This window comes from Nocardioides sp. (genome assembly GCF_047606145.1).
In the GTDB taxonomy this organism is placed as follows: domain Bacteria; phylum Actinomycetota; class Actinomycetes; order Propionibacteriales; family Nocardioidaceae; genus Nocardioides.
The window spans coordinates 26,538-53,430 of sequence record NZ_JASGET010000114.1 but is presented as its reverse complement, the minus strand read 5'-3'; the positions used below and the strand labels follow the sequence as shown (position 1 = coordinate 53,430).

Sequence of the window (26,893 nt, the reverse complement as noted above, 5' to 3'; positions counted from 1 at the left end):
CACCGGAGGAGGGACCGGACCAACCTCGGGCGAGCGGCCGCTGCCAGGCCGGTGGAGGAGATGCATGTACGGCGAGGGTGAGGTGATCCGCCGCCGGGTCACCCAGCTGCGTGAGCAGGCCACCGACCTCAGGGGGGCTGCCGACCGACTGGTCGCCCGGGCCGAGGCGGTGCCGTGGCACGGCCGGGCCGCCGAGGCGATGCGGGCCCGGATCACCGAGCGCGCGGTCGTCCTGCGCGCGGTGGCCGAGCGGCACGAGACGGCCGCCGAGGCGTTGGCCCGACACGAGCACGAGGTGGCCTCCCGCAAGGAGCTCATCGAGGAGACCGAGAAGCGTGCCGAGTCGTTGCGCGCCGAGGGTGGGCTGAGCGACGTCACCGCCCCACCGCCGGGGCACCGCGACTGGCTGGAGGTCGAGCTCGGATGACCACGATCGACTTGGGCGTCTCTCCCGACGCCGCCGACGCAGTCCCGCCGCCGATCGAGGAGCCTTGGGCCGGCGTGCCCCGTCGGATCGGGCTGACCATCGCCGAGCTGCGACTGGCGTGTGCGGTGATCGGCGCACCGATGCCGTTCGAGGTGCGGACGGCCGAGTCGGCGAGTGCCCTCGACGCGCGGCTCGGCCGCTCCCGCCGCAGTGCCGAGGACGAGGCCTATGCCGCGGCGGTGACCGCGCTCGGCGACCCCGCGGTCTCGCTGCGTGCGCGCGACCTGATGCATGAGGATGGCGCCGATCCGGCCCGCGCCGCGCTCGACGCGGGTCTGGCCGGCGCGCTCGGCCTGCTGGCCACCCCCGAGGTGGCGGTGGAGATCGACGTGGTCACCGACGAGGTCCGGATCCGGTCCTGGCAGCGCCAGGCCGGCGACGTGGTGGCCACCCTCGCCACCGCCGACGGCCTGGTCTTCGAGCTCGCCTGGTTCGGGGTCGAGCACTGGCCGGCCGAGCTGGCCCGGGTCGCGGCGCTGCCCTCGGAGGACGACACCGACCGGCCGGCCTCCCGGGTGCCCGATCACGTCGAGGTGCCGTTCGAGCTGGCCGATGCCGTGTTCGAGGCGCTGCGGGCCGGCCGCACCGACCTGGTCGGCGTCCTCACCTCCGGGGACGCGACCCTGACCAGCACCCTGACCGCGTTCACCACCGAGACCCGTGGCCGGCTGCGTGCGGTGGTCGGGGCGGTGCCGCGGCCGGGCGACCCGACGGCCGAGCGGCCCATCGGCGTGACCGCCTGGACGCTCGTCGCCGACGGATGGTGCGCTCTGCGCACGGCCATCACCGACGGCGAGCCGACCCTCGTCATCACCCGCGTCCAGCCGACCGATCTCGCCGCCGAGCTCGCTCCCGTCCTCGCCGAGGTTGCCCGATGACCGATCTGCCACCCTCCACCGACCGCCCGACCGGCCGGGTCGCCGCGGCCCGCACCGCGGGCGAGGTCCCCGCGGGCAGGACCGGGGAGAAGTACGAGGACATGCTGCAGCTGGCCGACTCCTTCGACCTGGTCGGCCGGGAGCTGCGGGACCGGGCCAAGCTGGGGGCCGCGATCCTGCACGACCCGGAGGTGGCCGAGTCCGCCGAGCTCGCGCCGAGGACCTGGGCCGTGGCCGAGGAGGAGATCCTCGCCGCCACCTCCGGCAAGCACGGTCTGCTCGACCGTGGGGTCGAGCTCGACGCCGACGCGTTGATGGTCCGCGCGACGGTGCTGACCTACCGGTGGATCGACGAGCTGGCCAGCGCCGCCTACCACAGTCTCGGCGAGATCGCCGGCCGCGCCATCGGCTATCTCGCCCCCGAGGTCGAGCTCGGCGGCTCGCTGGTCTCGGCCGGGCTGATCGAGACCGATGCGCTCGACCGCGAGGGCGTCACCGCCTACCTCGGCGAGCTCGCTGCCGAGCATCCCGAGCTGATGGACCACATCGTCGGCGGCGGTGGTCTGGCCGAATCGCTGCAGCTGCGCTCGCTGCTGACCGCGTCCGCACCGCGGGGTGAGGACGCCGCGGTCGCGGCCGCCGGGGCGAGGCGCGCGGTGGGCATGGCGCCGTTCCCGGCGGACGTCGGGTCGGCGCTGCGTGACGTCGCCGGCGACGTCGTCGGCGAGAGCCAGCCGGACGCTGCCGACCAGGGCGAGGACCGGAGCGCCGACGCTACCGGCGGCGTACCGAGCTCGTTGGAGGAGCTCATCGCGACGTTGGAGTCGGTCGAGTCGGGCGTCTCGGTGCGGCCGGCCACCGCCGGCCGTTACATCGCCTACCTGCCGGGACCGTACGCCGGACGGCAGCGGCTGCGCCTAGTCTCCGGCGACCTCTCCGGCTATGCCGCCGAGGCCACCGCAGCCATCGAGGCCGCGGTCGAGCCGGGAGCGCACCTGATGCTGGTCGGCGCGGCGGCCGGCGGCGCCACCGCGGCGAGCCTGGCCGCGGCTCCGAGCGCCGGCTACGACATCGACCAGGTGGTCACCGTCGGTGCTCCGGCCGCCGCCGCGCCGCGGATCCCCGCACGGACCCGGGTGCTCTCACTGGAGGATCGCGCCGACCCGGTCGCCCTGCTCGGCGGGCTGATCAACGCCGATGCCGGTCACCGGCTCACCGTGGTCTACGACGGCACCGAGGCGGCCGACGAGACCGGCTACACCCTCGGTGGACGGGCCGCGGACCGGGCCTCCCATCCGGAGCTGCGGGCCGAGCTGGACCGGTTGCGGGAGCTCGGCTACCTCGGCTGAGACGAGCAGGACGCCGTACGTCCGGAAACAGTCCTATCGTCGTCGTCATGAGCAATCGCCCCACCGCACTGTTGGTCATCGACGTCCAGCACGGCAACACCGCCGACGCCTGGCACCGCGAGGAGTTCCTGGCCAACGTCCGCGACCTCATCGACCGTGCCCAGGCCGCCGGGACCCCGGTGATCTGGGTCCAGCACGAGGCGGGCCGCTTCGTGCCCGGCTCCGAGGCGTGGCAGATCGTCGAGCAGGTCCGTCCGCAGCCGGGTCAGCCGGTGATCGGGAAGCAGTATCTGGACGCGTTCGTGGACACCGCCCTGCGCGAGCGGCTCGACGCACTCGGCATCGGCCACCTGGTGATCTGCGGCGCCGCCACCGACGCCTGCATCCGGGCCACCACCGCGCGTGCCCAGATCGAGGGCTATGACGTCACGCTGGTCGCCGACGCCCACACCAGCGACGCCGGGCCCTGGCCGCTGCCGCTGCCCGACGGCGAGGAGGTGCCGATCGGCGCCGAGCAGATGATCGCCTACACCAACTTCTTCGTCGCCGACACCGAGTACCCCGGGATCACCACCGCGGTGATCCCGACCGGTCAGGTGAGCTTCTGAGCCCCGTCCGGACGGAGAGGTCACGGCCCGCTGCCCGGGTCAGGCTGCCCAGGTCAGGCTGCCTGGGTCCGGGCTCAGGCCACCTGGTGCACGAACTCGGAGAGCTGGGCGAGGTTACGGCACTCCACCATCTCGACCACGCCGGCGTAGCGGCCGGCCTCGGAGTCGCCGGTGTCCCAGGCATGCCGGGCCTCCGGGTTGAGCCAGAAGGCGCGACGAGCGGCGCCGGCCATCGCGGAGAGCGCGGGCAGGTTGGGATCCGCATAGTTGCCGCGGGCGTCGCCCAGGATCAACAGCGTGGACGTCGGCGTGAGCGCGTCGGCGTACCGGTCGGTGAACTGGCCGAAGGCCCGGCCGTAGTTGGTCCGGCCGAGCAGCGCGGCGTGCTCGGAGGCGCGCACCAGCCTGGTCATCGTCTCGCCGAGGTCTCCGCCGGCGCCGAAGTACGGCGTCACCTCGTGCACGGCGTCGACGAAGGTGAACGCGCGGACCCGGGCGAACACCTCCTGCAGCGCGAAGACGAGGAGCAGGGTGAAGGAGGCGAAGTTGGCCACCGATCCCGAGACGTCGCAGAGCACCACCAGGTCGCTGCGGTGCGGCCGCTTGGGTCGATGCCGGGTCTCCAGCGGTACACCGCCGGACGCCATCGAGGCCCGCAGGGTGGCCCGCATGTCGAGCGGCCCACGCCGACGGTGATGCTGCTCGCGCGCCAGCCGCGCGGCCAGTCGCCGGGCCAGCGGATAGATCTCGCGCCGTACGTCGTCCAGATCGGTACGGCGCAGGCTCACCAGGTCGAGCCGGTCCAGCGCCGGCCGCTGCTGCGCGGCCAACCGCTGCGGCCCCTTCTCCTCGGCGATCCGGCGGCGCGCGTCCGCCTCCACCAGCGCGGTGAACCCACCCACCCGCCGATGGGCCGATCGCGCCGCCTCGGCCTCGGTCCAGCCACCCGCCCGCAGCGCGTCGAGCAGCCGGGCCACCAGCTCGTCCGCGGAGATCCGGCGCATGGCCGTGTACGCCGACCAGCTGCTCAGCCCGGGACCGCGGCCCGGCATCGCGCCGAACCGCGCCATCGCCTCGGCCGCCAGCCGGCGCAGCACCTCCTGGGACTCGGCGCTGTCGGCGCCGCCGACGCCGAGCGCCTCGCTCACCCGGTCGCGGAACTCGGCCGCCGCGGCGGCGTCCGGCGGTTCCGGCGGCGGCCCGGGCGGCTCCTGGATCGCCCCGGGCGGCGGGATCGGCGGCAGACCGGCCCGAGCGCCGTACTCGCCGTTGCCGACCATCCGCGGGAAGTAGAGCTCGAAGAGCGCATCGAAGGTCGGCCGGTTCGCCTGGCGCTTGATCAGGGTGGCGGCGTAGGCGTCCTTGACCCGCTCCCGCGAGGACCAGCCGATGGCCCCGGTCCCGGCGACCGCGTCCAGTCCCTCGGCCAGCGAGACCGGCACCCCGGCGCCGCGCAGCGCCTCGAGGAAGGCGAGGTGCCGGTCGAGCAGGCTCATCGCGGACTCATCTCGGCAGCCGGAGCTCTCGGATCGCACGGTCGGCGTCCGAGACGTGTTTGAGCACCACGCCCAGCGTCCGCCGGACGGCCTCGTCGCTCAGGTCGTCGATCTCCAGCGCGATCAGGGTGCGGGCCCAGTCGACCGACTCCGCGATGCTCGGCGCCTTCTTGAGCTCGAGCTCGCGCAGCCGGGCGACGACGGCGACCAACTGGCCGGCGACCTTCTCGTCCAGCTCGGGGACCTGGGAGAGCACGATCGCCCGCTCCCGCGCCGCGGCCGGATAGTCCAGATGCAGGTAGAGGCAGCGGCGCTTGAGCGCCTCGGAGAGCTCTCGGGCGGCGTTGGAGGTCAGCACCACGAACGGACGCCGGCGGGCGGTCATGGTGCCCAGCTCGGGGATGGTGACCTGGAAGTCCGAGAGCACCTCCAGGAGGAGCCCCTCGACCTCGACGTCGGTCTTGTCCACCTCGTCGATGAGCAGCACCGTCGGCCGCTCGTTGCGGATGGCGGTCAGCAGCGGGCGGGTGAGCAGGAACTCCTCACCGAAGATGTCCTGGTCCCAGTCGGCGGACCGGTCGACCGCTTCGTCACGACCGCCGGAGTCACGCTCGACCACCGCCGCCTGGATGCGCAGCAGCTGCTTCTTGTAGTTCCACTCGTACAGCGCGCGGGCCTCGTCGAGTCCTTCGTAGCACTGCAACCGGACCAGCTCGGCACCGGTGACCCGGGCGATCGCCTTGGCCAGCTCGGTCTTGCCCACCCCGGCCGGGCCCTCCACCAGGACCGGCTTCTCCAGCCGGCCGGCCAGGTAGGCGGTGGTGGCGGTGGCGGGATCGGCCAGGTAGCCCGCGTCGCCGAGCCGGCCGGCGGCGTCGTCCGGGGAGGAGAACCAGGTCATGGACCGAGGCTACGGGGCGATGACCCGTCGCGAACTGTCGGTGGACTGTGCTGGACTGGCCCGACCGACGACGCTGTCGATCCACGGGAGCATGATGATCCACGCACGAGGACTCAAGCACACCTTCTGGTCCGGACGGGGCAAGGAGAAGAAGCCGGTGCAGGCCGTCGACGGGGTCGACCTGGACGTGGCCGAGGGGGAGGTGGTCGCCTTCCTCGGTCCGAACGGCGCCGGCAAGACGACCACGTTGCGGATCCTGACGACACTGCTCAAGCCGACCGAGGGCACGGCGAGCGTGGCCGGCTTCGACGTCGCCACCCAGGCGGTCCAGGTCAGGCGCAGCATCGGGTACTGCTCGCAGGTCGGATCGACCTTCTCCGGCGCCTACGCGGGCGACGAGGTGGTCGACCACGGGATGCTGTACGGCCTGTCCCGGCGGGACGCCGTGGCCACCGGCCAGGAGCTCTTCGACCGACTGCAGCTCGACGGGCTGTGGCGGCGGATGCCGAAGCACATGTCGGGCGGGCAGAAGCGACGGCTGGACATCGTGATGGCCCTCATCCACTCACCGCGCCTGGTCTTCCTCGACGAGCCCACCACGGGCCTGGACCCGCAGGCTCGGGCGAACCTGTGGCAGCACATCGGTGACCTGCGCGCCCGCCAGGGCGCCACCGTCTTCCTGACCACCCACTACCTCGACGAGGCCGACGTGCTGGCCGACCGGCTGCTGGTGATCGACCGGGGCCGGATCGTCGCCGCCGACACCTCCGACAACCTCAAGGCCGCGGTGGCCGGCGACCTGGTCGACCTCGAGGTCAGCGATCGGACCGAGCTGGCCGTCGCGCGCGACAAGCTGGCCACCATCAGCGACGAGGTCGAGATCGTCGACCGACACGTGCGCGGCCGAGTGGCACGAGCCGGCAAGGCCGTCCCCGGTCTGCTGCGCGACCTGGAGGCCGGTGGCGTCTCGCTGGACTCCATCGAGGTGGTCCGACCCACTCTCGACGATGTCTTCCTGACCCTGACCGGCCGCTCGCTGCGCGACGCCGAGGCGGCCACCGAGAAGCCCGCCACCGAAGGAGGCCGCTGATGAACTTCTGGCGCGAGTCCTGGATCGTGTTCAACCGCCAGCTGCGGATGAACCTGCGCAATCCCGCGTGGGTGATCATCGGCATGCTGCAGCCCGTCCTCTACCTGCTGCTCTTCGGGCCACTGCTGGAGCCGGTGATCAGCCAGCTCGGCGGCAACAAGTACACCTGGTTCGTCCCCGGGATGCTGGTCCAGCTGGGCATCTTCGGGGCGTTCTTCGCCGGGTTCAGCCTGATCGGCGAATGGCGCGAGGGCGTCATCGAGGCCGAGCGGGTGACCCCGGCCAGCCGGGCCGCGCTGCTCTTCGGCCGGCTCTACCGCGACCTGCTGCAACTCCTGGTCCAGGCCGTCATCCTGGTCGTGCTCGGTCTCATCCTCGGCATGGACGCCTCCGCCGGCGGGATCGTCGTGGGTGTCCTGCTCACCCTGCTGCTCGGCGGTGCCTGTGCCGCCGCGTCCAACGCCTTCGCCCTGACCACCAAGAGCGAGGACGTGATGGCGCCGGTGATCAACCTGGTGATGATGCCGGTGCTGCTGCTCAGCGGGATCCTGCTGCCGATGAACATCGGCGCCCACTGGCTGGATCGGCTCTCGGACTTCATGCCCATCAAGCACGTCGTCAACGCCGTCCGGGATGCCTTCTTCGGCGACTTCCACGCCTCCATGCTGTGGGGCGTGGGCTGGTCGGTGGTGCTCTTCGGCCTGGCGGTGTGGTGGGGTGTGGCGGTCTTCCGGAAGGAGAACGCCTAGCGATCCTCGGCCGCTAGCCTCCGGCAGCCGGCCGGCGCCAGGTCAGGTAGCGCGCCGGGTTGACCCGCAGGATCTGGTCGAGGATCCGCTCACCGACCCGTCGTCGCAGACGCGGCAGGTAGCGGTCGCCGAGGTAGGAGAGCCCGGGCAGGCCGCCGTGGCTGACGTAGCCGGACCGGCGGGCGACGTCCCCGCCGATCAGGACGCGATCACCGTGGCCGCGCTCGACGACGGCGGCCAGACAGTCCAGCAGCACCGACTCCGGCCAGTCACGCAGCCTCGCGGCTCCGTCGTAGCCGAGGTAGGCACCGGTCTCGGCGACCTCCGCGTGCAGCCCCGGATCCGGATTCCGGTCGGCGTGGGCGATCGCCACGCTCGCGGCCGGCACACCGTGATCGCCGAGCAGCGCGAGCACCTCGAGGACGGCGCTCATCCGCTCGGTGTGCACCATCACCGGTGCGCCGGTACGACGGTGCGCCTCGGCCGCGGCGAGCAGGGCCTGCCGCTCGGCGCCGCTGATCCGCCAGTAGTCGATGCCCACCTTGATCTGGCCGGCGCGGATCGGGGCTCCGGATCGCGTCGCCGGCTCCGGGGTCGCCGTACGCCGGTAGGCCGCGTCGTCCGCCGGTACGCCGACCACCAGCTCCCGCGCCAGCACCTCGGCCAGGTCGTCGTCGGCGATCGGGAGGGGCTCGGCGTAGTGCGCGTCGCGGTGCCGCCCGGTGGAGGCGACGACCACCCCGCCGGTGCGCGCCGCGATCCCGGCCAGCTCGGCGGTACGCCGCCCCAGCCCGATCGGCGTGGCGTCGATGATCCCGTCGAATCCACTGTGCAGCAGCGCGGCGAACTCCCGCTCGCTGGCGGCCGCGTCGTCGAGGTCCTCCCCGGGCAGCAGCGGCGAGGCGTGGAAGAGGTGCTCGTGATAGTCGAGGATGCCGAGCCCGGCCGGGTCCCGGTCGCCGAGCACGGTGCGCACCATCCCCGTCATCCCACCCGTCATCCCACCCGTCATCCCACCCGTCATCCCACCCGTCATCCCACCGGTCACGTCATCGGTCACCTCGCGGGTCATCGCACGGTCTCGGCGATCGCGGAGAGCTCCTCGACGGTCCGGTCGGTGAGGGTGAGGTCGAAGACCTCGGCCACCACCTGGCTCCACCCGTGCACGAAGTAGGTCCAGCCGTCGCTGACCGTCAGGTTCCGCTGCTCGCGCTGCGCCCGTGCCTGGCGCAGGAACTCCAGGCTGCCGCGGTAGTTGAACTCCCAGACCACCGCGTCGGCGGGGAACACCGCGTCGACGGAGAGCGGGGAGCCCGGTCGGTCCTTGCCCATCCCGGTGGCGTTGACCACCACCGCGCCCGGCGTGGCCGCCTCGACCTGCGCGGTGGCGTCGGCGACGGCCGCCGCCGGGTCGAGCACGTGATAGTCGAAGAGCTCGACGGGCAGGCCGCCACGGGCGTGGATCCGGCGAGCCTGCTCGATGCTCGCGGCGCCGAGCCCCACCAGCCGCACCCGGCTGGGCCGGTCGCTCCGGCCGGCGAGGTACCAGGACAGCGCGATCCCGGACCCGCCGGAGCCGAGCACCACCACCTCGGCGCCGGTGCGGGCGAAGTAGTCCTCGGCCACGATCGCCTCGAGCGCGAGCCCAGCGGTGATCGGATCCTTCGCATGCCCGTGGAGCGCACCGTCGCGTTTCGAGATCGAGGAGACCTCATGGCAGGCACGGGCGAAGTCGTCGAGGTGGTCGAAGAGGTCGTGGGCGGCCTGGTGGAGCCGCATCTTGTGGGTGGTGACCAGCGCACCCGCCTGGCCGGGATCGTCGCGGATCGCCTCGACCACGTCGCGGTAGGCGGCGTCGGGGGCGCCCAACGGGAGGTCGAAGCCGCGCAGCTCCCGGGTGGGCAGGCCGAGGTGATCGGCCCACAGCGGGAAGACCCGTTGGATGGACGAGCGCGCGGTGTCGACGCCGACGAACCCCATCCGGCCGTGCTCGATCATGCGGTCGTCGCGCGGGCGGCGCGGTAGGCGGCGACGAGCTCCCGGGCCCTGATCCGGATCTGGTCGAACCGGCCCTGCGCCAGGTCCGCGGTCGAGACCAGGTCTCCGCCTGCCCCGACCGCCACCACCCCGGCGGCGACCCAGGCCGCGACGTTGTCGGCCGAGACGCCACCGGTCGGCATGAACGCGACGTCGGGGAACGGGCCGCGCAGGTTGCGGATGAGCGCCGGGCCGTGCAGGGAGGCCGGAAAGATCTTGACCACGTCGGCGCCGTGCGCGTCGGCCGCCATCACCTCGGTCGGCGTGAGTGCGCCGATCATGGTGGTCAGTCCGGTCTCGGTCATCGCGGTCGCGAGTGCCGCCTCGAAGCCCGGCGCGACCAGGAACCCGGCGCCGGCGTCGGCGGCGCGGGCCGCGTCGTCGGCGGTGCGGACGGTGCCGGCCCCGAGCAGCACGTCCTCGCCGTACTCCCTCGCGATGCGGGCCATGACCGCCGGCGCCTCCGGCGTGGTGTAGGTGATCTCGATCCCGGTGATCCCGCCGTCGACGAGGGCACGCACCCCGTCGACGGCGGCCTGCGGGGACGGGCCGCGGATGACCGCGATCACCCCGACGTCGGCGAGCTGGTCGAGCACGGGCAGCATGGCGATCCCTTCACTGACGGGCGGATGGGGCGGATGGGGGCGGGTGAGGCGGATGGACATCGACAGCGCTAGGACACGGGGTTGACCGGCGGCCGGCCCGCGACGACGGCCAGGACGTTCTCGGCCGCCCCGAGCCCCATCCGGTCGATCGACTGGACCGTCTGCGCCCCGAGATGCGGCGTGACGACCACCCGGTCGGCGAGGTCGGCGGCCATCAGCGGGCAACGCCCGGGGGCTCCCCCCTCCACGCCCAGGGTGTCGGCGGCGTACGACGCCAGCCGGCCCGCCCGCAATGCCTCCGCGACCGCCTGCTCGTCGATGAGGTCGGCGCGCGCGGTGTTGACCAGCGCGAGCTGGCGAGCGTTCGCCAGCCAGTCCCGGTCGACCAGGCACCTGCCGCCGGGCGCATGCAGCGAGACCGCGTCGCAGCCGGCGAGCTCGGCCAGTGACTCGGTGCGGTCGGTGCGGTCGGGCAGCTCCGCGGTCCCGGCGAGGTAGGGGTCGTGGACCAGGCAGTCCGCCCCGAGCGCACGCACCCGGTCGGCGAAGTGCCTCCCGATCCGACCGAATCCGACGATCCCGACCCGGAGCGTCGCGATCTCGCGGCCGCGGATCGCCGACCAGTCCCGGCGCCGTACGGCGTCCATCCCGGTCACCACCCGGCGCAACGAGGCGAGCGTCAGCGCCAGCGCGAGATCGGCGACCGACGCGGAGTTGGCACCGGGGGTGTTGGTCACCGCGATCCCGCGCGCCCGGGCGGCCTCGAGATCGACCGCGTCGAACCCGACGCCGTAGCGCGCGACGATGCGCAGTCGTGGCGCCAGGTCGAGCAGGTCGGCGGTCACCGGCGCGGTGCCCGCGATCCAGGCGATCGCGTCGGACAGCATCGGGGCGAGTGCCTCCCGGGCGTGGCTGGCATCGGCTCGGACGACGCGCAGCCCGGCCTCGGCCAGCCGGGACTCGACGTCGGCCGCGCCGGAGGAGAACGATCGGCTGGTCACCACCACCGTCGCGCTCATCGCGCTCCTCGCGTGGTGGCCCGTCCCAGGCTGCCGAACCAGGGCTCGAGCCGCTGATAGGCGTCGACGAAGAGCCGATGCCGCGCGCGATAGGCCCGATGCCGGTCGCCGTCGGGCTCGACGACGGCGAGGGGGTCGGAGAGCCGCCGAGCGGCGCCGAAGCCGCCCAGCGTGCCGCTGCCGACGGCGGCCACCACCGCGGCGCCGAGGCTGTTGCCCTCCTCGACGATCGTGCGGCGTCGTACCGTCACCCCCCAGACGTCGGCCAGGATCTGCAGCCATGCGTCCGACCTGGCCCCGCCGCCGATCGCCTCGACCCGGGTGACCTCCCGGCCGGCCTCGCGGAAGGCGTCGAGGCAGGTCAGCAGGTTGAACGCCACCCCCTCGAGCACCGCCCGCACCAGGTGCGCCCGGGTGTGGTGCCGGGCCAACCCGACGAAGGCGGCCCGCGCGTCCGGGTTCCAGTACGGGGATCGCTCACCCAGCAGGTGCGGCAGGAAGTAGAGCCCCTCGCTCGACGCCGCGGCCGTCTCGGCCTCGGCGACCAGCCGGTCGAAGCGCCGGCCGTCCTCGCTCGGATCGAGCACGTCCGCGATCCATTCGAACGAGCCGCCGCCGGTCTGCATCGTCGCCGTCGGCACGAACCGGCCGGGGACCACGTGGGTGAACGACATGGTGCGCATCTGCGGGTCGTGCAGCGGCTCGGGAGCCGCCATCGAGACCCAGGACGAGGTGCCGAGGTAGGCGTAGGCGCCGTCCTCCGGGTCGAGGATGCCGGTGCCGAGCGCGGCCATCGGACCGTCGCCGCCGCCCAGCACCACCCGCACCCGCCGGGAGAGGCCCAGCCGGTCGGCCATCTCCGGGCGGAGGGCGCCGACGACCTCGGTCGAGGGCACCACCTCGGGGAAGAGCTCCACCGGCACGCCGGCGGCGTCGAGGATCTCGGTCGACCAGACCCCGGCGCGCTGGTCGAAGGCGTTGGTGCTGGACGCGTCCGACGGGTCGGTGACCAGCCGGCCGGTGAGACGGTGCACCACGTAGTCCTTGGCCAGGCAGACGTGCCGGGTCCGGCCGAACAGCTCGGGCCGCTCCTCGGCCAGCCACATCACCTTGGTCAGCGAGTACGTCGGATTGAGCCGGTGCCCGGTGATCCGGTAGCCGCGCTCCATCCCGACCCGCTCCACCAGCCGGCGGCTCTGCGCGCCACTGCGGGTGTCCGCCCAGATCATCGCCCGGGTGACCGGGCGGTGCTCCCGGTCGAGGAAGACCGCGCCCATCATCTGGCCGCTGAAGCTCATCGCCTGCACCGCGGAGGGGTCCACCCCGGACTCGGCGAGCAGCCTCCCGGTCGCCTCGACCACCGCGCGTACCCAGTCCTCCGGATCCTGCTCGGCGATCCCGCCGTCGGCGAAGTACGAGCCGTAGCGGACGGTGACGGCGGCCCGCAGCACTCCGTCCTCCTCGTGCAGCGAGGCCTTGTCGCCGGTGGTGCCGAGATCGTGCGCGATGATCATCGTGGCGCGGGCTCCGGCCGGGGGTGGCCGAACGGCCGCAGCTCGGGCCCGGCGCTGCCGGCGTACACCCGCGCACCGAACCCGTGCTCGAGGACCCAGCCGTAGTCGTGACCGGCGCCTCCCGGGTAGACGGCCAGGAAGCTGTAGTCCGCCTCCCCGGTGTTGATGCTGCGGTGTGCCCAGCCCGGCGGGATGTAGCCGACCCGGTCGCGGGACAGTTCGAGGAAGACGTGGTCGGTGCCGTCGAACATCAACAGCCCGCCCTCACCGTCGAGGCCGAGGTAGATCTCGCCCTCCGGCCGCGGGTGGATGTGGCCCTTGGTGAAGTTCAGCTCGCCGCCGACGTCGCCGGGGCGGATGGTGGTGATCGACTGCGGCAGCTCGGCCGGGCTCTCCGGCACCGGCGAGGAGGAGACGGTGTAGACCACCGGGTCGCCGTCCTCGACGGCCGCCCGCCAGGCCGCGGTGTCGAGGAAGAGACCCGCCAGGTCGGAGAGGCGACGGGTCAGCACCGGACCCTCGGGGCGCAGGGTGAGAGCGGACCGATCCAGCTCGATGGCGAACGGCCTGATCGGCGGGGTGGCGAATGGTGCCATGGGGCAGCTCCTGGGGTGTCTCCTCGTCGAGAGAACTGTAATCCTGTCATGACATTTCGGCAAGGCATCGACGGATTCCCTCTCAGCGGGGACTCAGCGATCCGTGGCAGTCTTGGCCCGTGACTGGTGCCTCGCAGAAGCCACGGATCCTCGTCGTCGACGATGACAAGGCGGTCCGGGAGTCCCTCCGTCGTTCGCTGGAGTTCAACGGCTACGAGGTGACCCTGGCCGGCGACGGCGCCGAGGCGTTGGCCGGGATCGCCACCCACGCGCCGGACCTGGTCGTGATGGACGTGATGATGCCGCGACTGGACGGCATCGAGACCACCCGGGCGCTGCGCAATGCCGGGAACGACGTACCGATCATCGTGCTGACCGCCCGGGACGCGGTCGGCGACCGGGTCGAGGGACTGGACGCGGGCGCGGACGACTATCTGACCAAGCCGTTCGCGCTGCAGGAGCTGCTCGCTCGGCTGCGGGCGCTGCTGCGCCGGGCCACGCCGGTCGACGGCGAGGACGACGAGGTGGTCGGCTTCGCCGATCTCAGCATGAACCTGGCCACCCGGGAGGTCACCCGGGGCGGCCGCGGCATCGACCTGACCCGCACCGAGTTCGCGCTGTTGGAGATGTTCCTGCGTCGGCCACGCCGGGTGCTGGAGCGCTCCTTCATCCTGGAGGAGGTGTGGGGCTACGACTTCCCGACCACCGCCAACTCGCTGGAGGTCTACGTCGGCTACCTGCGCCGCAAGACCGAGGCCGAAGGTGAGTCGCGGCTGATCCACACCGTGCGTGGCATCGGCTATGTGCTGAAGGAGTCATGAACCTGGGCCTGGCCACCGCGGCCCGCCGCGCCGGCGCTCGGTGGCACTACCACCGCTCCCTGGCCAGCCGAGTCACGCTGCTGACCACCCTCGCGGTCGGGATCTCGATAGCCGCCATCGCCCTCGGGGTCTACTTCGTGCTGCGCATCCAGCTGCAGGCCAACATGGACGACTCGCTGCTGCGCCGGGCGCGCAGCACCGCCGAAGACGCCCAGATCGTGGTGAACTGGCGCACCGGCGACACCGTGCCGACCTGGGCATTGAACGCCGGCGACGTGGAGATCCTCGAGGTCGGCCTGGACGGGTACTGGACCCCGAGCCAGGGTGACTTCCCCGAGCCGGGTGCGCCGGAGTTCGCCGTGGCCGCCGGGAAGTCCTCCTCGGAGGTGCGCACGATCACCACCAAGACCGACGTCTACCGCGCGGTGACGGTGCCGCTGGCCGGAACCAACGACGAGGCGCTGATGCTCGCCCAGTCGCTGGAGCCGCAGGAGCGGATGTACCGACGGCTCGGGCTGGTGGTGCTCTTCTTCGGCGCGGCCGGCGTGATCGTCGCCGGGCTGGCCGGGTGGGCGGTGGCCAACGGCAGCCTCCGGCCGGTACGCCGGCTCACCGCCGCGGTCAAACACAGCGCCGACACCGAGGACCTGACCCCGCTCCCGGTCGACGGTGACGACGAGATCGCCAGCCTGACCAGCTCGTTCAACGACCTGCTGGCGGCCGTGGCCAGATCCCAGGAGCGGCAGCGGCAGCTGGTCGCCGACGCCTCGCACGAGTTGCGTACGCCGCTGACCTCGTTGCGCACCAACATCGAGCTCCTCACCCAGGCCGACGAGTCGCTGGACCGGAGCCAGCGCGCCGAGCTGCTCGGCGACATCCGTGCCCAGATCGAGGAGCTCACCACCCTGATCGGCGATCTGGTCGAGCTCGCCCGCGACGAGCCGCAGCTGCCGGTGGTGGAGGCGGTGGACCTGGTCGACGTACTCGACAGCGCGCTGGCGCGGGTGCGACTGCGCGCCCCCACGGTCACCTTCGAGGTCGACGCCGAGTCGTGGTGGGTGCTGGGCGAGGCCGGGAGCCTGGAGCGCGCGGTCACCAATCTGCTCGACAACGCCGCCAAGTGGAGCCCCGCCGACGGGACCGTGCGGGTGCGGCTCGCCGCCGGCACACTCACCGTCGACGACGAGGGCCCGGGCATCCCGATCGACGACCGGCCGCTGGTCTTCGACCGGTTCTACCGAGCCACCGAGTCGCGGGCGATGCCCGGCTCCGGCCTGGGACTCGCCATCGTCCGGCAGGTGGCCGAGCGCGCCGGCGGCACCGTGCACGCCGACCGCGCCCCCTCCGGCGGCGCCCGGCTGGTGCTGCATCTGCCCGGGTCACCCCTTCCGATGCCGACCAGGACCCCGACAGGAGCCCCGCTGCCGTGAGCCGACCCTCTCCGACCCGACCCACCCTGATCCGGCGGGCCGTCCTTCCGCTGTGTGCCGCCGTGCTCGCCTGCTCCGGTGCGCTGGCCGCCTGCGGCGACGGCTCACCGGAGGACGCGACGGCGACGGCCAGCTCCTCGGGCCAGGCCAGCGAGCCGGCGTACGACCCGTGCGACAGCCTGGACGTCGCGGCGGTCTCGAAGACGCTCGGCCAGCGGGTCACGATGAACCGTGGCACCAAGAAGGTCAGCCGGTGCGCCCTGCTGCCGGTCGCCGAGAACGGCCCGACCTTCGGGCTCAACTACACGTGGTTCGCCGGTGGGCTGGACGCGGCCTGGAAGACGATGAACATCAAGGCCGGCACCGTCACCAAGCCCGCGGTGGCCGGCGCCGACTCCGCCCGGCTGGTGGTGCAGCGGATCGACAAGAAGAAGCGGCACTCCTACGCGATCACCGGGTTCATCCAGAACGGCGAGCTGATCCAGGACGTGAACCTCCTCGCCCCGGCGCCGTACGACGCCGCCAAGCTGCGCCGGGCCACCCTGCTGATCATGGCCCAGCTCTCCGCCGGCGCGTCCGCCGTCTCCGCGTCGGCCTCCGCCTCGGCCTCCGCATCGGGCTGAGCCCACCCATGGTGCCCCTGGGGGCCGAAGGGACTCAGACGTGGCCCTTGTGCTCCCGCCACGAGCGCTCGAACGGCAGCCGCCAGGCGTGCGGGGCGATCAGCTGGTGGATGGCGTTGGGTCCCCACGAGCCGGGCGCATAGAGCCGGACCGGCGGCGGGTCGGCGAGCAGCGGCTGGGAGATCTCCCAGAGCGTCTCGATGCCCTCGGCGGTGGTGAACAGGGTGTGGTCGCCGCGCATGGCGTCGTAGATGAGCCGCTCGTAGGCCTCGAGGACGCCGATGGCTGAGGAGGTCTCCTGGGTGGCGAACTGCATCGACAGCTTCTCCAGCTTCATCCCGGGACCGGGCCGCTTGCCGTAGAAGGAGAGCGACATCCGGGACTGGTCGGCCAGGTCGAAGGTGAGGTGGTCGGGCCCCTGGGTGCCCGCGTTGGAGCCGGCCGGGAACATGGTCAGCGGCGGCTCCTTGAACGCGATCGAGATGATCCGTGCACCCTCCGCCATCTTCTTCCCGGTCCGCAGGAAGAACGGCACCCCGGCCCACCGCCAGTTGTCGATGATGACCTTCAACGCGATGAAGGTCTCGGTGTCGGAGTCGTCGGCGACCTCGTTCTTGCCGCGATAGCCGGTGTACTGCCCGCGCACGACGTTGGCCGGATCGAGCGGCCGGATCGATCGGAAGACCTTGTTCTTCTCGTCCGAGATCGGGCCGGGGGCGAGCGAGGTGGGCGGCTCCATCGCCATGAAGGCGAGCACCTGCATCAGGTGGGTCACCACCATGTCCCGATAGGCGCCGGTGCCCTCGTAGAACGCCGTACGGCCCTCCAGGCCCAGCGTCTCGGGGACATCGATCTGGACGTGATCGATGAAGTTCCGGTTCCAGATCGGCTCGAAGAGACCGTTGGCGAACCGGAAGGCGAGGATGTTCTGCGCCGCCTCCTTGCCCAGGAAGTGGTCGATGCGGAAGATCTGCTCCTCGTCGAAGACCTCGTGGATCTTCGCGTTGAGCACCTTGGCCGAGGCCAGATCGGTGCCGAACGGCTTCTCCATGATGATCCGCGCGCGGTCGACCAGGTCGGCCTCCTCCAGCTGCTGGATCACGTCCAGCGCCGCCTTCGGCGGCACGCTGAGGTAGTGCAGCAGATGGACCTCGCGACCCAGGCCCTCGAGCTTCTTCTCGGCGTCCTTGACCGCGACCGCCAGCTCGTGCGGACCCTCCGCGGTGGAGACGTAGCTCAGCATCGCGGCGAACGGGTCCCACCGCTCGTCGGTGACCTCGCCCTTGCCGAACTCCTCGCACGCCTTGCGGGCCATAGCGATGAACTCGGCGTCGTCGAGCGTCTCCAGCGACGTGCCCACGATCATCGCGTCACGCAGCAGACCGGCCTCGAAGAGGCGCAGCAGGCCGGGCAGCAGCTTGCGGCGGGCCAGGTCTCCGGTCGCACCGAAGAGCACGATGACCTGCGGGTTGGCGAGTTCGTCTGGGGTAGCCATCGGCTCAACGGTATTACGACGTGCGGGCGCCGGCCAACGACTCCCGGTTAACACACGGGAACATCCTCGCCCGCGGCCAGGGCCGCGAGGACCCGCTCGGCCTTCCACCAGGTCTCGGCCCACTCGCCCTCGAGGCCCGAGGCGACGGTGATCCCACCGCCGGTGCCCACCTGCCAGCGGCCGTCGCCGGCGGTGACGGCCGTCCTGATCACCACCCCCAGATCGGCGGCGTCGGCACTCAACGTGCCGAAGACGCCCGCGTACGGACCACGCGGCCCGGGCTCCACCCGGCCGATCAACTCCATCGTGCGCAGCTTCGGGGCGCCGGTCATCGAGCCGGGCGGGAAGAGCGCTCGCACCGCGGCGGTCGGCGTGACGCCCGGGCTCAGTCGGCCGTGGACCGTGGTGACGAGCTGGTGCACGCTCGCATAGGACTCCACCGCCATCAGCCGCGGCACCGTGACGGTGCCGGCCGCGCAGCAGATCGCCAGGTCGTTGCGGAGCAGGTCGGTGACGATCAGGTTCTCGCTGCGCAGCTTGGGGTCGGTGAGGAGCAGCGCGGCGTTGGCCGCGTCCTCGGTCGTGTCCGCGGCACGCGGCGTGGTGCCCTTGATCGGCTTGGTCTGGATCCAGCCGTCCTCGATCAGGGCGAACCGCTCCGGGCTGCTGCCGGTCAGCCACACCCGGGCTCCGTCGACGTCGTGGCCGAGATAGCCGGCGTACGGCGCGGGGCTGGTCGCGCACAACCGACCGAAGACCTCCTCGGGGTCGGCGGTGGAGGCGACCTCGATCCGGTAGGTCAGGTTGGTCTCGTAGGTCTCCCCCGCGTGCAGCGCCTCCTGCACCGCGGCGAAGGCGTCGGCGTACCAGGCCGGCGGCCTCGACGCCTCCGACGCCTCGGGCGGGGCAGGCGGCGCGGGCCGGCGCCGAGTGGCCTCGGCGGAGCTCACCGCTCGGCCCGGCCGGTGGGTGAGCAGCAGCACCGCGTCGGGCATCCCCGGTCGGTCGCCCCCGCTCAACGCCGGCAGGTCGGGTCGACAGGCGTAGCCGAGATAGCCGATCGCGGTGGCGCCGCCGGCCAGTTGCTCCCCGAGCACCGTCCAGATGTCGTCGCCGACGATCTCCGAGCAGCCGTCGCGGTGGCGGCGTACCTCGCGGCGGGTGGCGTCGAAGCTCAGCGAGGTCTCCCCCGGGGCCAGCTCCCACCGCCGGCCACCGAAGATCGCGACCCGCCCGCTCACCGGAGCTCCAGGAAGTTCGCGATCAGCCGGTCGCCGTACTCGCTCGCGACGGACTCGGGGTGGAACTGCACGCCCTCGAGCGGACGCAGCCGGTGACGCACCCCCATCACCACCCCGTCCTCGCTGCGTGCCGTGACCTCGAGCTCGGCCGGGACCTCGACCGCCGCCAGCGAGTGGTAGCGCACCGCGGCGAACGGCGTGGGGATGCCGGCGAAGACCCCCAGACCGCGATGGCTCACCGAGGCGACCTCGCCGTGCGCCGGACGGGTGCGGTCGACCCGGCCGCCGTACGCCGTCACCAGTCCCTGCATGCCGAGGCAGACGCCCAGGATCGGGGTCGCGGCGGCGCGCAGCAGCCCGGTCCCCAGCGCGAAGTCGCGCCGGCGCGCCGGGTGCCCCGGCCCGGGTGAGAGTACGACGTGGGTGAACCCGGCCAGGTCGGCGGCGCCTGCCTCGTCGTGCTGCACCACCGCCGGCAGCTCACCGGTCACGCCCGCGATCAGGTGGGTGAGGTTGTGGGTGTAGGAGTCGTGGTGGTCGACCACCACCACCCCCCGGCCCCGCAACAGAGCCGGTCAGTCGCCGTCGGTCTCGGCCAGGAGCAGTCTGCAGATCGCGTCGTGCAACAGGTCGAAGCCATGCTCGGTCAGGATCGACTCGGCATGGAACTGGATGCCGACGTAGTGCGGCCCGGCCAGGCCGTTGATGTCACCGGTCCCGGGGTCGGCGTCGAGACGCACCCCGGCCGCGGCCAGGGCGGCCGCCTGGGCCTCGTCGCCGACCCGGCCGACGAAGGTGTTGTAGAAGCCGACCCGCTCGGTGCGCCTCGACCCGGTCACCGCCGGCAGGCTGACCGGCGACTGCGTGCCCTGGAAGACGATGTCCTTGTAGGTCAGGTCGATGCCGAGCCGATGGCACAGCGCCTGGTGCCCCAGGCAGACGGCCACGAAGGGCTGCCCGGTCTCGAAGAGCTCGGCGACCGCGGCCCGCAGCCGCGCCATCTTCGCGTCTCCGTCGTCGCGCGGGTCGCCGGGGCCGGGCCCGACGATGACCAGGTCGGCGCCGTCGAAGGCACCCGGCGCGTAGTCCTCGTGCCGCACCACCGCCGACGACATGCCCATCACCCGCAGCAGGTGGCGCAGCATCCGGACGAAGTCGTCCTCGCCATCCAGGATGACCACGTGCTTGCCGGCCAGCCGCGGGTCCGGCTCCCCGCCGCCCTGATCGGCCAGCCAGAACGACGAGAGCCGCCGGTTGCGCGCGTTCAGGGCGAGCAGGACGTCCTCGTCGCTGACCAGCTCGGAGACGTCCAGACGCTGCTCCGCCGCGCGCGGGACCAGCCCGAAGGCGGCCAGGATGCCACCCGCCTTGGCGTGGGTCTCGGCGACCTCGTAGTCCGGGTCGGAGTCGCGCACCAGGGTGGCCCCGGCGGTCACCTTGAGCCGGCCGTCGAGGTCGACGTCGGCGCTGCGGATCACGATCGGGCTGTCCACCACCGGCTCGCCGGTGGCGTCCCGGCCGAGGATCGCCAGCGCGGCGCCGTAGTAGCCGCGGCCCTCGGCCTCGTACTTCTTGATCAGCCGGCAGGCGTTCTCCACCGGAGACCCGGTCACGGTCGCGGCGTACATGGTGTCACGCAGGATCTCGCGCGGATCGCGGGTCGAGCGGCCGGCCAGCAGGTACTCGGTGTGGATCAGCCGCGACATCGGCTTCAGGAACGGGCCGAGCACCTGGCCGCCGCCGGCGCACAGGTCGCACATCATCTTCAGCTCCTCGTCGACGACCATGAAGAGCTCGTAGATCTCCTTCTCGTCGGCGAGGAAGTCCAGCAGCTGCCGCTTGAGCGCGAGCGCGTTCGGGTCGGTGCCGGCCGAGACCTGGGCCGGCACGTCCTGCGGCAGCCGGAAGGTGCCGCTGATCGGGTTCATCCGCACGTGCGCACCGTCCGGGGCGCCGTGCACGCTGACGTGCCGCTCCGGGCTGGCACCGATCAGGTAGCGGTCGCCGGTGAAGAAGCAGTAGGTCCAGTAGGCGCCGCGCTCACGCTCGAGCAGCCGACGCAGCACGGTGAGCGCCCGGGTGTGGTCCCAGTCGGCCACCGTGGCCCGGTAGTGCCGGCCGACCACCAGGTTGGCGCCCTCGCCCTGGCCGATCTCGTCGTTGATGATCGTCTTGACCACCTCGGCGTAGGCGTGGTCGTCGGTCTCGAAGCCGCCCCGGTCGGTGAAGGCGACCTCGACGTCGGGCAGCGCCTCGATCACCTCGGCGACGCTGAACTCCCGCTCGGTCTCGATGTCGACCACGACCAGCGGCGTACCGTCGTCGTGCGCCTCGAAGCCGCGCTCGGCCACCTGCCTGAACGGCACGGCGAGCAGCCGGTCGGCGACCTTGCCGGCCTGCGGCGCGCCCTCCTCGAGCGGTACGTCGAGCAGCGAGGAGGCCACCCAACGTCGACCGCCGAGCACGCCGACGGTGTCGCGATCGCCGGCCCTGCTGGAGCGGCGGATGATCGCCCACGCCTCGTGCCCGGTGATCTCCTCGATCGCACGCTGCACGTCCTGGGGGGCGGTCTGGCTCATGGGCCGAGCCTAATCGGGCCGACGCGGCCGCAGCGCGCCCTATCAGATCCCGGTCAGATCCCGGTCAGATCCCGCCCGGCCCCGGTCGGATCCCGGTCAGCGGGCGAGCACGGTGAGCAGCTGGGTGGCGCGGGTGAGGACGACGTACAGCGTCGCGGCGCCGGTCGGCGACTCCTCCTCGATGCCACCGGGGTCGACCACGAGGATGGCGTCGAACTCCAGGCCCTTGGTGTCGAGACCGGTCAGCACCACGATCCGGTCCTCGCCGGACGGCGGTCGGGTCGGGTCGGCCGCCGCGGTCGGCGCCGAGGGAGCGTCGGCGGCGAACTCCGGCCAGGAGGCCAGCCAGCCGTTCACCTCGGCACGACGGGCGGCCGGCACGACGACGCCGACGGTGCCGGCGACCTTCCCGGCGAGCTCGGCGACGGCCTCGCGGGTGGCGCTCTCGAAGGAGCCCACCGGCCGGCGCACGTCGGGCTCGACGCCGGTCGAACGCACCGCCGTCGGGAGGTCGGCACGCAGGCCGACGCGCTCGGCGTACCCGGCGGCGAAGGCGTAGATCTCGGCGCTGTTGCGATAGTTGGTCGACAGGTGGAACCGGTGCACCGGCTTGCCCTCCAGGGCCGCCTCACGCGCCGCCTCAGCCTCGGCCGGGACCGGCCAGGAGGACTGTGCCGGGTCGCCGACGATGGTCCAGGAGGCGGTCCGGCCCCGTCGGCCGACCATCCGCCACTGCATCGGGGTGAGGTCCTGGGCCTCGTCGATGAGCACGTGGGCGTACGGGTCGTCGTCGATGCGGTAGGTCGGCGGCGACCAGGACCGGCCGCCGCCGTACTCCCGATCGGCGGCGGTGAGCAGCTCGGCGACGTCGATGCCGCCGGCGTCCTGGTCGCGCTCGTCGGCCGGCCTCTCGGGCACGTCGCCGATGGCATAGCGCAGCTCATCGAGCAGGGCCACGTCGTCGACCGAGAGATCGTCCTCGGCGCGACCGATCCAGGAGCCGAGCAGCACCTTCTGCTCCTCGGGGGTGAGGACGCCGTCGCCGACCCGGCCGAGGAAGGCCGGGTCGCGCAGCCAGCCGAGGACCTCGGTGGCGCTCAGCGGCGGCCACCAGCCGGCGACGAAGTCGAGGAAGGAGTCGGTGCCGAGCAGCTCGTCCTCGAACGCCTCGCGCCCGCGCTCCCGACCGCGGTCGGAGCGGACCTGGCGCCACAGCAGGTCCAGCAGCGCACCGGGCACCCGGCGCAGCTGCTGGTTGCGGCGGCCCTGGCCCATCAGCTGACGGCGCAGTTGACCGAGCCGCCCGCGGTCGAGCGCGAGGACGTCGTCGCGGTAGAAGATGCGGAACTCGCCCGGCGAGCCGGGCGCCTGCTGGCGCGCCGTACGACGAAGGAGCTCCGCCATCCGGGCCGAGCCCTTGATCGCCGCGACCGCGGGCTCGTCGCGACGGGTGCTGCGGACCCCGTCGACCACCTCGCCCAGCGAGCGCAGCGCGACGGCCGTCTCGCCGAGACTGGGCAGCACCCGCTCGATGTAGCGCATGAAGACGCCCGACGGCCCCACCACCAGGACGCCACCGGACTCGTAGCGGCGGCGGTCGGTGTAGAGCAGGTACGCCGCCCGATGCAGCGCGACCACCGTCTTGCCCACCCCGGGGCCACCGCTGATCAGGGTCACGCCCTTGCCGGGTGCGCGGATCGCCTTGTCCTGCTCGGCCTGGATGGTGGCCACGATGGAGTGCATCTGACGGTCCCGGGCGCGGGAGAGCTGCGCCATCAGGGCGCCCTCGCCGATGATCGGCAGCGCTGCTCCGCCGGTCTGCTCGACGCGTTGGGCGGCCTCGGCGTCGAGCAGCTCGTCCTCGACCCCCACCACCTGCTGGCCGTCGGAGCGCAGCACCCGACGCCGGATGACGTGCCGCGGCTCCAGCGCGGTGGCCTGGTAGAAGACCGCCGCGGCCGGCGCGCGCCAGTCGATCAGCAGCGAGTCGCGGTCCGCGTCGCGCAGTCCGATCCGGCCGACGTAGCGCGGCTCGGGATCGAGGTCGGGATCGAGGTCGAGCCGGCCGAAGACCAGGCCCTCGTGGGCGGCATCGAGCTGGGCGATCCGCCGGGCCGCCTGGAAGACCATGGCGTCCCGCTCGACGAGACCGCCCTCGTGCCCGAGCCCACCCCGGGCGTGACCCTCCCGCGCCAGGCTCTGCGCCGCCTTCGCCGACACCTCGAGCTGGGCGTAGACCCGGTCCACGAACTCCTGCTCGCGCGCGATCTCGCGCTCGACCACCTCGTCACTCAAGGCTTGCTGCTCCCCCAGGAACCGGACCGGACGTGCCACCCGCCGAGGTCGGCGACGACAAGGCGCCCAACTCTACCCGGTCGGGTTGGGCGGCGACGGTTCGGCAAGGTGCGGGGGCCGGCGACGGTTGCGGCCGGCGACGGTTCGGCAAGGTATGCAGCCGAATCGGCACTTCCCCAGTGGAGTTCCACCCGGGAAGTGCCTGTCGGGCCGCATACCTTGCCGAATGCGCGCGCCCGCGCCGCGTCACCCGACCGCCGATACGGAATGATCGCGCCGCCGAAGGTCCGGCCTGGCCCTGTCACGCGGGGCCGCAACCTCGAGGCCAACCCCTGCGGGCCAGTCCAGCCGTCAGTCCAGCCGTCAGTCCAGCCGCCGGTAGATCACCAACGCGCCGCCGAAGGTCTTCTTCTTCGTCTGATCGGCCTCCTGCGAGAGCGAGATCGTGTAGGGGTCGCCAGCCAGCAGCATCTGGCCCGGGCCACCACCTTCCCAGGACGGCACCCCGTTGAGGCGGATCATCTCGCTGGATCCCTCCGGGAACCTCGACCCACTGCTCACCGCGGTGATCCGCTGATCCACCGCCGAGTTCGGACTCAGCGCCACACCCAGTGCCCGGTTCTCGGCGCTCTGCTTGAGCGTGGTGGAAAACCGATCGGTCCGTTCGGCGATGGGAACGACCCGCGCCACCGTCCACCGTTGTCCGTCGAACTCCGTCACCCGGTCGATCCGGAGTCCGCCTACTGCGACTGTCGCCGCACCGGTATAGCCAGCGACCCCGATCTCCGTGTCCGGTAGGTGGACCCGCTTGGCGGAGGCGCGATAGCCGGTGGCGGTGTCGACGCGGATCACATGCGTGCCCGGGGTCGTGAGCGCGTCCGACAGATAGGAGTCGCCGGCGCGTTCGCCGTACGTCGTCGCGACGTTCTCGCCCTTGGTCAGCGTGTCGCACTGCATGCCGCCCTCCGGCTTGCCGTCGATCGTGAACCGCAGCCATACCCGGGTTCGGCCGGCGGGCTGGATGCAGGAGTATGCGATCCGGCGCACCTTGTCGGCGCCGTCGACCGTCACCGTTGCGCTCGAACCGGTCGACCACGCACCGTTGACGAGTCTCGCGTCGCCGACGGTCCTCGGGAAGACTCGGCTCTTGCCGGCGATTCCCTGTGCGGCAACGTCGGAGCGACGGTAGACGGCTACCCCGACCACCGCGTCCGGGCCGGCGCCACGCACGGTGACCGTCAGGGTCTGCTTCGAGGAGTCGACGCTCACCGGGGCGTCGAGCGCGCTGGCGGAGATGATGCGGTCGGTGTCCTCACCGTCCACCGCCAGCGTCGCTCGCCCACCGTCGAGATCCGTCGCCGCAAGGGCGACCACCTGCTCTCGGTCGGACTTCGGCAACGTGACCGAGAGTTTCTTCTGACCCGGATCGCTCTGCTCGGTGGTCGAGAGTTGGTAGTCGAGCCCGAGGACCTCGACATGCTCGGCCAGCGCATGACCGGCGAGAGGCTCAGCGCCGTGGTCGCGCGGCATCCAGACCACCGCTCCGGCCACCGCCACCACGGCGGCAAGCACCCCGGCGGCCCCGGCGCGCCGACGGGCACGGAGGCGGCCGACCCGGCGTCGTACGTCACCGGCGCGGGTGGGCAGGGCGGTGTCGATCTCGGCACGCTCGGCCAACTGGGTGCGCAGGTCCTCGAGGGTGGGCATGTCAGTTCACCTCGCTGGTGAGAGCGGGATCGATACGGAGCTTGGCGAGCGCCTTGGACGCCTGGGACTTCACCGTGCCGACCGAGCAGCCCAACAGACGGGCGGTCTCGGCCTCGGTGAGGTCGTCGAAGTAGCGGAGCACCACCACCGCCCGCTGTCGGCGTGGCAGCCGACCGAGCGCGGTCCACAGGTCGTGGGCGCCCTCCTCGGGGTGCGCGACGCCCCGGTCGGGCAGTTCGTCGGTGGCATGCTCGCCGTTCCACTTGCGGCGCCACCAACTGGCGTAGGTGTTGACCAGCACCTTGCGCACGTACGGCTCCGGCTCGCCCTGGATCCGTCCCCAGGCGAACCAGGCCTTGGAGAGCGCCGTCTGCAACAGGTCCTCGGCGAGTCCGTGGTCACGGGTGAGCAGGTACGCCGTACGCAGCAGGGCGCCGGAGCGAGCGCCGACGAACTCGTCGAACTCCACCGTCGCCTCCCGAGGAGTCACGGGCACCAGACTCGGTGCTTGAGCGGTCATACCTGCCATCACCGGCCGAGCCGGGGCGATGGTTGCCCAGCGGCCCGACTATTTCTTCCGGTCCAGGAAGGCCAGCATCGCCTCCCGGGCCTCCGCGGAGCCGAACAGCCGGGCGGAGAGCTGGGCGACGTCGTCGCCCTGGGCGTCGATCCGAGCGACGGTCTCCCTGACCAGCAGCCGCTTCGTCTCCCGCAGGCCCTGGGGCGCTCCCGCCGCCAGCGCGGCGACGACACGGTCGACCTCGGTGTCGAGCCGATCGTCGGGCACGGCGGTGGTGATCAGCCCGATCTCGGCGGCGCGGGCGGCATCGAAGGGCTCGCCGGTGAGCATCGCGTACGACGCCGCGCGCGGGTCCAGCCGGGGCAGCAGAGTCAACGAGATCGCGGCCGGCGCCAGCGCGAGGCGGACCTCGGTCAGGGCGAAGCTGACCGAGTCGGCGGCAATGGCGATGTCGGCGGCGGCGACCAGCCCCACGCCGCCCGCTCGCGCCGGCCCCTGCACCCGCGCGACCACGGGCTTGCCCAGGGTCAGCAGGGCCCGTTGCAGCGCCACGATCTGGCGGGTGCCCTCCTCCATCCCGATGGTGGCCGCTTCGCTCAGGTCCGCGCCGGCGCAGAACGCCCTCCCCTCGGCGCGGAGCACCACCACCCGGGAGTCGTCCTTGTCGACACACCGCAGCGCCGCGAACAGCTCGGTGACCAGCTGCGCGGAGAGCGCGTTGCGGTTGCCCGGCGAGTCGAGGGTGATGGTGGCGACTCCGGCGGCGACGTCGAGGTGCACGAGCTCGGTCATGGACGGCACCCTGCCACTGCAAAGACGTTCCTGCCTACCCGAGGGTGCCGGCCGAGGTTCG

Annotated in this window: 25 protein-coding genes; 9 read left to right on the top strand and 16 right to left on the bottom strand. The window is 72.4% G+C overall.

What is annotated here, in order from left to right:
• Nucleotides 1-64 precede the first annotated feature (64 nt).
• Genes QM638_RS14645 through QM638_RS14630 form a run of 4 tightly spaced genes read left to right on the top strand, consistent with a single transcriptional unit; the run spans nucleotide 65 to nucleotide 3,322 of the window.
• Nucleotides 65-427, top strand: a complete 363-nt coding sequence (locus QM638_RS14645) for a hypothetical protein (protein WP_415142922.1) — start codon at nucleotides 65-67, stop codon at nucleotides 425-427.
• Entirely contained in the window at nucleotides 424-1,365 is a 942-nt protein-coding gene (locus tag QM638_RS14640) for a hypothetical protein (RefSeq protein WP_415142920.1), read from the top strand. The genes QM638_RS14645 and QM638_RS14640 overlap by 4 nt, the downstream gene beginning before the upstream one ends.
• On the top strand, nucleotides 1,362-2,714 hold the full coding sequence (locus QM638_RS14635) for a hypothetical protein (protein WP_415142919.1): 1,353 nt from the start codon (nucleotides 1,362-1,364) through the stop codon (nucleotides 2,712-2,714). Before QM638_RS14640 ends, QM638_RS14635 begins: the two co-directional genes overlap by 4 nt.
• Before the next feature lie 47 nt (nucleotides 2,715-2,761).
• Nucleotides 2,762-3,322 carry a cysteine hydrolase family protein gene (locus QM638_RS14630; RefSeq protein ID WP_415142917.1) on the top strand — a complete coding sequence of 187 codons (561 nt, stop codon included), beginning with the start codon at nucleotides 2,762-2,764 and terminating at the stop codon, nucleotides 3,320-3,322.
• A gap of 74 nt (nucleotides 3,323-3,396) precedes the next feature.
• Here QM638_RS14630 and QM638_RS14625 read toward each other — a convergent pair whose 3' ends face one another.
• On the bottom strand, nucleotides 3,397-4,818 hold the full coding sequence (locus tag QM638_RS14625) for a VWA domain-containing protein (protein WP_415142915.1): 1,422 nt from the start codon (nucleotides 4,816-4,818) through the stop codon (nucleotides 3,397-3,399).
• A 7-nt stretch (nucleotides 4,819-4,825) separates the two neighbouring features.
• On the bottom strand, nucleotides 4,826-5,719 hold the full coding sequence (locus tag QM638_RS14620) for an AAA family ATPase (RefSeq protein ID WP_415142913.1): 894 nt from the start codon (nucleotides 5,717-5,719) through the stop codon (nucleotides 4,826-4,828).
• A gap of 19 nt (nucleotides 5,720-5,738) precedes the next feature.
• On the opposite strand from QM638_RS14620, the gene QM638_RS14615 reads away from it, so the two are divergent.
• Together QM638_RS14615 and QM638_RS14610 are read left to right on the top strand one after the other, a co-directional pair.
• A complete protein-coding gene (locus tag QM638_RS14615) occupies nucleotides 5,739-6,809 on the top strand; it encodes an ATP-binding cassette domain-containing protein (RefSeq protein WP_415142911.1) in 1,071 nt (356 codons plus the stop codon).
• A complete protein-coding gene (locus QM638_RS14610) occupies nucleotides 6,809-7,558 on the top strand; it encodes an ABC transporter permease (RefSeq protein WP_415142909.1) in 750 nt (249 codons plus the stop codon). The genes QM638_RS14615 and QM638_RS14610 overlap by 1 nt, the downstream gene beginning before the upstream one ends.
• A 13-nt stretch (nucleotides 7,559-7,571) precedes the next feature.
• Here the strand turns inward: QM638_RS14610 and QM638_RS14605 are convergent, their stop codons facing one another.
• The 6 genes from QM638_RS14605 to QM638_RS14580 all read right to left on the bottom strand — a co-directional run bounded on the left by QM638_RS14605 (nucleotide 7,572) and on the right by QM638_RS14580 (nucleotide 13,329).
• A complete protein-coding gene (locus tag QM638_RS14605) occupies nucleotides 7,572-8,630 on the bottom strand; it encodes a phosphotriesterase (RefSeq protein ID WP_415142907.1) in 1,059 nt (352 codons plus the stop codon).
• Entirely contained in the window at nucleotides 8,627-9,556 is a 930-nt protein-coding gene (locus QM638_RS14600) for a shikimate dehydrogenase family protein (protein ID WP_415142905.1), read from the bottom strand. Before QM638_RS14600 ends, QM638_RS14605 begins: the two co-directional genes overlap by 4 nt.
• Nucleotides 9,553-10,200, bottom strand: a complete 648-nt coding sequence (locus tag QM638_RS14595) for a bifunctional 4-hydroxy-2-oxoglutarate aldolase/2-dehydro-3-deoxy-phosphogluconate aldolase (RefSeq protein WP_415142903.1) — start codon at nucleotides 10,198-10,200, stop codon at nucleotides 9,553-9,555. Before QM638_RS14595 ends, QM638_RS14600 begins: the two co-directional genes overlap by 4 nt.
• A 68-nt stretch (nucleotides 10,201-10,268) precedes the next feature.
• Nucleotides 10,269-11,219, bottom strand: coding sequence for an NAD(P)-dependent oxidoreductase (locus QM638_RS14590; RefSeq protein ID WP_415142901.1), 951 nt, complete (start codon nucleotides 11,217-11,219; stop codon nucleotides 10,269-10,271).
• Nucleotides 11,216-12,733, bottom strand: coding sequence for a xylulokinase (gene xylB / locus QM638_RS14585; protein WP_415142900.1), 1,518 nt, complete (start codon nucleotides 12,731-12,733; stop codon nucleotides 11,216-11,218). Before xylB ends, QM638_RS14590 begins: the two co-directional genes overlap by 4 nt.
• A complete protein-coding gene (locus QM638_RS14580) occupies nucleotides 12,730-13,329 on the bottom strand; it encodes a glucose-6-phosphate isomerase family protein (protein WP_415142898.1) in 600 nt (199 codons plus the stop codon). The genes xylB and QM638_RS14580 overlap by 4 nt, the downstream gene beginning before the upstream one ends.
• A 119-nt stretch (nucleotides 13,330-13,448) precedes the next feature.
• Here QM638_RS14580 and QM638_RS14575 point away from each other — a divergent pair, with 119 nt between their 5' ends.
• From QM638_RS14575 to QM638_RS14565, 3 genes are read left to right on the top strand one after another with little or no spacing between them, the layout of a single operon-like run.
• Entirely contained in the window at nucleotides 13,449-14,150 is a 702-nt protein-coding gene (locus tag QM638_RS14575; protein WP_415142896.1) for a response regulator transcription factor, read from the top strand.
• Entirely contained in the window at nucleotides 14,147-15,580 is a 1,434-nt protein-coding gene (locus QM638_RS14570; RefSeq protein ID WP_415142894.1) for an ATP-binding protein, read from the top strand. The genes QM638_RS14575 and QM638_RS14570 overlap by 4 nt, the downstream gene beginning before the upstream one ends.
• Entirely contained in the window at nucleotides 15,577-16,203 is a 627-nt protein-coding gene (locus tag QM638_RS14565) for a hypothetical protein (protein ID WP_415142893.1), read from the top strand. Before QM638_RS14570 ends, QM638_RS14565 begins: the two co-directional genes overlap by 4 nt.
• Before the next feature lie 34 nt (nucleotides 16,204-16,237).
• Here QM638_RS14565 and zwf read toward each other — a convergent pair whose 3' ends face one another.
• The 8 genes from zwf to QM638_RS14525 all read right to left on the bottom strand — a co-directional run bounded on the left by zwf (nucleotide 16,238) and on the right by QM638_RS14525 (nucleotide 26,832).
• Nucleotides 16,238-17,698, bottom strand: a complete 1,461-nt coding sequence (zwf, locus tag QM638_RS14560; RefSeq protein ID WP_415142891.1) for a glucose-6-phosphate dehydrogenase — start codon at nucleotides 17,696-17,698, stop codon at nucleotides 16,238-16,240.
• 47 nt (nucleotides 17,699-17,745) lie between these two features.
• Complete coding sequence (locus QM638_RS14555) at nucleotides 17,746-18,939, bottom strand: anthranilate synthase component I family protein (RefSeq protein ID WP_415142889.1); 1,194 nt, start codon at nucleotides 18,937-18,939, stop codon at nucleotides 17,746-17,748.
• The gene (locus QM638_RS14550; RefSeq protein ID WP_415142887.1) at nucleotides 18,936-19,484 is read right to left on the bottom strand and encodes an anthranilate synthase component II; all 549 of its coding nucleotides are present in this window, start codon (nucleotides 19,482-19,484) and stop codon (nucleotides 18,936-18,938) included. Before QM638_RS14550 ends, QM638_RS14555 begins: the two co-directional genes overlap by 4 nt.
• A 30-nt stretch (nucleotides 19,485-19,514) precedes the next feature.
• Nucleotides 19,515-21,518: an anthranilate synthase family protein gene (locus tag QM638_RS14545; protein WP_415142886.1), complete on the bottom strand. Its 2,004-nt coding sequence runs from the start codon at nucleotides 21,516-21,518 to the stop codon at nucleotides 19,515-19,517.
• A gap of 96 nt (nucleotides 21,519-21,614) precedes the next feature.
• Complete coding sequence (locus QM638_RS14540) at nucleotides 21,615-23,813, bottom strand: HelD family protein (RefSeq protein ID WP_415142884.1); 2,199 nt, start codon at nucleotides 23,811-23,813, stop codon at nucleotides 21,615-21,617.
• A gap of 363 nt (nucleotides 23,814-24,176) precedes the next feature.
• On the bottom strand, nucleotides 24,177-25,520 hold the full coding sequence (locus QM638_RS14535; RefSeq protein ID WP_415142882.1) for a hypothetical protein: 1,344 nt from the start codon (nucleotides 25,518-25,520) through the stop codon (nucleotides 24,177-24,179).
• Nucleotide 25,521: 1 nt separating this feature from the next.
• Complete coding sequence (locus tag QM638_RS14530; protein ID WP_415142880.1) at nucleotides 25,522-26,040, bottom strand: SigE family RNA polymerase sigma factor; 519 nt, start codon at nucleotides 26,038-26,040, stop codon at nucleotides 25,522-25,524.
• A gap of 48 nt (nucleotides 26,041-26,088) precedes the next feature.
• A complete protein-coding gene (locus tag QM638_RS14525) occupies nucleotides 26,089-26,832 on the bottom strand; it encodes an enoyl-CoA hydratase-related protein (protein ID WP_415142878.1) in 744 nt (247 codons plus the stop codon).
• Between the last annotated feature and the right edge of the window lie 61 nt (nucleotides 26,833-26,893).

What these genes read in the sequence shown, in the direction of transcription:
- QM638_RS14580 (WP_415142898.1), bottom strand. Translation starts at nt 13,329, where the DNA reads ATGGCACCATTCGCCACCCCGCCGATCAGGCCGTTCGCCATCGAGCTG.
- QM638_RS14645 (WP_415142922.1), top strand. Translation starts at nt 65, where the DNA reads ATGTACGGCGAGGGTGAGGTGATCCGCCGCCGGGTCACCCAGCTGCGT.
- QM638_RS14615 (WP_415142911.1), top strand. Translation starts at nt 5,739, where the DNA reads ATGACCCGTCGCGAACTGTCGGTGGACTGTGCTGGACTGGCCCGACCG.
- QM638_RS14545 (WP_415142886.1), bottom strand. Translation starts at nt 21,518, where the DNA reads ATGAGCCAGACCGCCCCCCAGGACGTGCAGCGTGCGATCGAGGAGATC.
- QM638_RS14605 (WP_415142907.1), bottom strand. Translation starts at nt 8,630, where the DNA reads ATGACCCGCGAGGTGACCGATGACGTGACCGGTGGGATGACGGGTGGG.
- QM638_RS14525 (WP_415142878.1), bottom strand. Translation starts at nt 26,832, where the DNA reads ATGACCGAGCTCGTGCACCTCGACGTCGCCGCCGGAGTCGCCACCATC.
- QM638_RS14530 (WP_415142880.1), bottom strand. Translation starts at nt 26,040, where the DNA reads ATGACCGCTCAAGCACCGAGTCTGGTGCCCGTGACTCCTCGGGAGGCG.
- QM638_RS14600 (WP_415142905.1), bottom strand. Translation starts at nt 9,556, where the DNA reads ATGATCGAGCACGGCCGGATGGGGTTCGTCGGCGTCGACACCGCGCGC.
- QM638_RS14595 (WP_415142903.1), bottom strand. Translation starts at nt 10,200, where the DNA reads ATGCTGCCCGTGCTCGACCAGCTCGCCGACGTCGGGGTGATCGCGGTC.
- QM638_RS14570 (WP_415142894.1), top strand. Translation starts at nt 14,147, where the DNA reads ATGAACCTGGGCCTGGCCACCGCGGCCCGCCGCGCCGGCGCTCGGTGG.
- QM638_RS14640 (WP_415142920.1), top strand. Translation starts at nt 424, where the DNA reads ATGACCACGATCGACTTGGGCGTCTCTCCCGACGCCGCCGACGCAGTC.
- xylB (WP_415142900.1), bottom strand. Translation starts at nt 12,733, where the DNA reads ATGATCATCGCGCACGATCTCGGCACCACCGGCGACAAGGCCTCGCTG.
- QM638_RS14590 (WP_415142901.1), bottom strand. Translation starts at nt 11,219, where the DNA reads ATGAGCGCGACGGTGGTGGTGACCAGCCGATCGTTCTCCTCCGGCGCG.
- QM638_RS14630 (WP_415142917.1), top strand. Translation starts at nt 2,762, where the DNA reads ATGAGCAATCGCCCCACCGCACTGTTGGTCATCGACGTCCAGCACGGC.
- zwf (WP_415142891.1), bottom strand. Translation starts at nt 17,698, where the DNA reads ATGGCTACCCCAGACGAACTCGCCAACCCGCAGGTCATCGTGCTCTTC.
- QM638_RS14535 (WP_415142882.1), bottom strand. Translation starts at nt 25,520, where the DNA reads ATGCCCACCCTCGAGGACCTGCGCACCCAGTTGGCCGAGCGTGCCGAG.
- QM638_RS14635 (WP_415142919.1), top strand. Translation starts at nt 1,362, where the DNA reads ATGACCGATCTGCCACCCTCCACCGACCGCCCGACCGGCCGGGTCGCC.
- QM638_RS14610 (WP_415142909.1), top strand. Translation starts at nt 6,809, where the DNA reads ATGAACTTCTGGCGCGAGTCCTGGATCGTGTTCAACCGCCAGCTGCGG.
- QM638_RS14620 (WP_415142913.1), bottom strand. Translation starts at nt 5,719, where the DNA reads ATGACCTGGTTCTCCTCCCCGGACGACGCCGCCGGCCGGCTCGGCGAC.
- QM638_RS14625 (WP_415142915.1), bottom strand. Translation starts at nt 4,818, where the DNA reads ATGAGCCTGCTCGACCGGCACCTCGCCTTCCTCGAGGCGCTGCGCGGC.